The sequence below is a fragment of the Candidatus Angelobacter sp. genome (assembly GCA_035607015.1).
In the GTDB taxonomy this organism is placed as follows: Bacteria; Verrucomicrobiota; Verrucomicrobiia; order Limisphaerales; family AV2; genus AV2.
On the sequence record DATNDF010000145.1, the window covers coordinates 1 to 4021 of the forward strand.

Below are 4021 nucleotides of genomic sequence, written 5' to 3' on the forward strand. Positions count from 1 at the left end.
GCAAGCTCGGCACGAAACTTAAAGGCCTGCCTGGTCACCATGAACCGCGAGGAAATGGTGGTAGCCTCCGCGCGCAGCGATCTGGAGCCACTCTTTGAAATAGCCTTCAACCAGCCGGCATGGCGCCGAACGGGCTATCAACTCACTCATCCATGACCGCGCGCCATTTGAGGAGTGGTGGATGCGGACGCCGCCTTTGGCCGGCGGGTTACATCTTATACTCTTCGTGTTTCAGGATTCCGGGCATCGGAATCGGATACTTCCCGTCCGCGTCCGACTTGACCGGCGGCGGCGAATCCACGGTGAACTTGTCCACGCCCGGGGCGTATTCCTGGTCGGAACTGAGAAACTCTTCCAACGTAATTTCCTGTCCTGTGTGAGCCGCCTTGCGGCCGAGCGAGCTGACCGCGCTGGCGTAGACACCACGTTTCACTTCATTGTACGGTTTGTTGTTGCGGATCGCTTCAGTGAGGTCGTTCCATTCGTTCAGATAGGGGTCCCGCTCGTCCGGCCTCACTTCGGAAACCCAAATCCGGCTGGCGCGATCCGGGTTCTGGCCTTTGTGAATGCTTGAAGGCAACCCGCAGTCGCCATTTGCGGAAACGGTGGCCGAGCCCTTGCTGCCATGTGCGTAGCTGGAGTAATATGCTTCGCAACCCACCATGCACCGTCCGTCCATGTACATTTTGCTCCCGTCGTCAAAGGTGTACTCCACTGAATATACATCGAAATTCTGATCGACTGCATTGCCGCGGTAATGGCGGCCACCCAGAGCCCGAGCCTTCACCGGCCACGCGTTTTTCATCCAGCAGAGGTGGTCAACGTGATGAATGTAAAAGTCGTTGAAACACCCGCCGCTGGCCCACAGGAAGCTGTGAAAACGCTGGATCTGCCAGAGCAATTCGCTCGGTTTGCCGGGCCATTTTTCAGAAAACGCAGACCCCACCGGCCCCGCCATCCGGTAGCCGCGCAACATGATGACGTCCCCAATCTGGCCGTCCTGGATGCGCTGCTGGAGTTCCTGCAGCGCGCGGCTGTGACGGGACATCAGTCCGACTCCGACCTTCAGGTTTTTTGCCGAGGCCTCCTCGGCAAGCTTGAGCATTCTGCGGGAAGTCGGCCCATCCGCCGTGAGCGGCTTTTCCATGAATACGTTCAGCCCCTTTTGAATGGCATAAGTGAAATGCACCCAGCGAAACGCCAGCGGCGTGGTGAAGATCGCGATGTCGCCGGGCTTCAGGCAATCCATGGCCTTCCGGTAAGCGTCGAAGCCGATGAACTTGCGGTCATCCGGCACATCCACCTTGCCGGGGCTGTGCCGTTTCACGGCGTCATAGCTGCTCTTAAGCCGATAGTCGAAGACATCGGCCATTGCGACGAGCTTGGTCGGACCGGTGTGAACATCCAGCGCGTTTGCCGCGGCGCCCGTGCCGCGGCCGCCGCAGCCGATGAGGGCAATCTGCAGGGTATTGTTTTCCGCGGCGTGAACGTGCGGAATCGCCACGCCCGCCAGCGCGGAAGCGGCTGCAATCCTGCCGGTGCTTTTGATGAACTCGCGGCGCGAAGTGAGGTTGGTTGAGGTTTCGTTCATAGGATCTATCTTCCCGACGCGGGTATCGGCCTGTCAATTCAAGAAATATATGCTTCGCCCCGGGGCCGGCGATAAACGAGCCATGCTCAGACCTGCCACCCTTTGCGATAACCGCGCTTCACCCAGTGATTGAGCTCGGGAATGTTGGTGACTTTCATGTTTGGACCGTCCCATTCCACTTTTTTCCCTTCGCCGACGTGCTGCGCCAGATTGCCGAGGATGGCGAATTCGGTCAACCGCGTGCCGTACTCAAACGGCACGGCGGTTTCGGTCTTGCCCGCGCGACACGCCTCGATGAAGTCTGTAAAAATATTTTTGGGACGCGGCAATGTCCTGGACGGCGCGGGCGTTTCCTTCATTTTCTCCCACGGCACAATGTGCATCTTGTCTCCGTACGTCCCGGTAAAAATGACTCCTTTTTCCCCGACATAAAGCGTGCCGCTGTCGCCGCGGTCAAGTTCTTCGTCCGGGTATTGCTTTTGCAGATCGGCCAGGAGCGGTGGGAGATTGCGGGCGGCGCCTTTGGCGGCTTTAAGGTTCCCTACCGCCTCGTCTTTGGTGGTCTTGTTCAGACCCTCATACCAGTAAACTTTCACCGGCGACATCCCTTCTCGGGCCGGGCAATCCCAACGAATGCGGCTGCCGGTCGGATACCGCTCGTCACTGCCGCCCCTGATGTACTCGACTTCAACACTGTCGGGATGTTCGAGTTTGAGCGCCCAATACACGCCGTCCAGCACATGGCAGCCCATGTTGCCGATCGAACCGTTGCCGAAGTCATACCAACCGTGCCATTCGTGCGGATGGAGATCCGCATGATAATCACGGTAGGGTGCCGGCCCTATCCACTGGTCCCAATGCAAGCCGGGCGGAGGCGGTTGCGACGGCGGACGCGGGCCCACGCCGCCGTTGGCGCGGTCTGTCCAGCTGTGAGTCTCAGTAACTTTGCCGATGACCCCGCCCCAGATGTATTCGCACAACCGACGGTACCCTTCCTCGCAGTGCCCTTGATTCCCCATTTGCGTGGCCACTTTGGACTTTCGGGCCATTTCACGCAGCAGTCGGGCCTCTCCAATGTCGTGGCACACCGGCTTCTCGCAGTAAACGTTCTTGCCGAGTTGCATGGCGATCATGGCGGCGAGCGCGTGATGATGGTTTGGCGTGGTAATGAAGACAGCATCGATTTGCTTGCCAATCTTGTCGAACATCTGCCGGTAATCGGTAAAAATCTGGAGTTTGTCCGCGTCGAGGTTCCGTCTGGACAGCCAGCCTTTTACGGACGCGTGCTTGTTCGCGTCAGGCTCCACGATGGCGTAAAGATTTTGCCCGTTCCGGCCGATAACCTCGTCCAAATGATTGAAGCCCCGCCCGCCGCAGCCGATCTGCACGCAGTTCAGCTTGTCACCCGTGCTGCTGGCCGCGAGGACGTTAAGGCCTGGCAGAACGCGCGCAGCAGACGCGGCCCCGATTGCCAGGGTGGCGCGTTTGAGAAACGAGCGACGATTTTGGGTCGATTTCATAAATTCGGTTTCCTTTCGCTTCATCGGGCTTTCATGATTTTTGAATGCTTGAGTATTCTTTAACGCGCCACCGACGGGAGTGCAAGCAGACGCTGACGCGGATGCCCCGGCCCGGTGCATTAGTTTTTGATTACCGGTACGGGATTCGTTATTATCAGGACAACACATGAAACACAATTCCTGTTCCATACGCGGGCTGGCGCCGGCCGTCGTTGCCGCCTGTTTTCTTCTCCTGCTTTTTTACATCGGACCCACCTATGCCGCCGACCCGCCCGCCAAAGAAGCGCTGGTCCTCAAATTACCAGCGCCGACGTTGAAAGGCACTCCCGAGGACCTCCCCAAGGGGCCGAACATCGAACCGATCACAGACAAGCCGCGGCCGGCCTTTATGGCGCCCGGGGGTGTAAAAAATGTCGCGCTTGGCAAACCGGTCACGAGCAGCGTGCCCCCGTTCAGCGGCGAGCTAAACCAGGTGACCGACGGGAAAAAGGAGGCGTTCGATTACGATGCGGTGGAGTTCAAGAAGGGAACACAATGGGTGCAGGTTGACCTGGGCGAGCCGTATTCCATCTACGCGATCGTCGTGTGGCACGATCACCGTTATATCCAGGTCCTCCACGACGTGATCGTTCAGGTTTCGAGTGATCCGGAATTCAAGACCGACGTTCAAACGCTTTTTAACAATGACGCGGACAACTCGTCCGGCCTCGGCGTCGGCTCCGACCGCGAATACTTCGAAACCAACCAGGGGAAAATCATCGACGCGAAAGGTGTGAAAGCACGTTACGTCCGGGGCTATACGCGAGGCGGCACGTCGAGCGCATTGAACTGTTGGCAGGAAATTGAAATATACGCGCTGCCTGCAAAATGATTTCAGCGATTTGTCGGCCGGCCCTGCCATGGTTGGCAG

The 4021-nt window shown here is 58.3% G+C and carries 3 protein-coding genes; 1 reads left to right on the forward strand and 2 read right to left on the reverse strand.

The window, feature by feature from the left end:
• Positions 1–208: 208 nt before the first annotated feature.
• Together VN887_05905 and VN887_05910 are read right to left on the reverse strand one after the other, a co-directional pair.
• The gene (locus tag VN887_05905; GenBank protein ID HXT39539.1) at positions 209–1591 is read right to left on the reverse strand and encodes a gfo/Idh/MocA family oxidoreductase; all 1383 of its coding nucleotides are present in this window, start codon (positions 1589–1591) and stop codon (positions 209–211) included.
• Positions 1592–1677: 86 nt separating this feature from the next.
• Complete coding sequence (locus tag VN887_05910; GenBank protein ID HXT39540.1) at positions 1678–3111, reverse strand: Gfo/Idh/MocA family oxidoreductase; 1434 nt, start codon at positions 3109–3111, stop codon at positions 1678–1680.
• Between the two features lie 166 nt (positions 3112–3277).
• Here VN887_05910 and VN887_05915 point away from each other — a divergent pair, with 166 nt between their 5' ends.
• Positions 3278–3982 (forward strand): discoidin domain-containing protein, encoded by a 705-nt coding sequence (locus VN887_05915; GenBank protein HXT39541.1) that lies wholly within the window; start codon positions 3278–3280, stop codon positions 3980–3982.
• Positions 3983–4021 lie beyond the last annotated feature (39 nt).

Coding starts and splice junctions, on each gene's coding strand:
- VN887_05910 (HXT39540.1), bottom strand. CDS start 3,111: ATGAAATCGACCCAAAATCGTCGCTCGTTTCTCAAACGCGCCACCCTG.
- VN887_05905 (HXT39539.1), bottom strand. CDS start 1,591: ATGAACGAAACCTCAACCAACCTCACTTCGCGCCGCGAGTTCATCAAA.
- VN887_05915 (HXT39541.1), top strand. CDS start 3,278: ATGAAACACAATTCCTGTTCCATACGCGGGCTGGCGCCGGCCGTCGTT.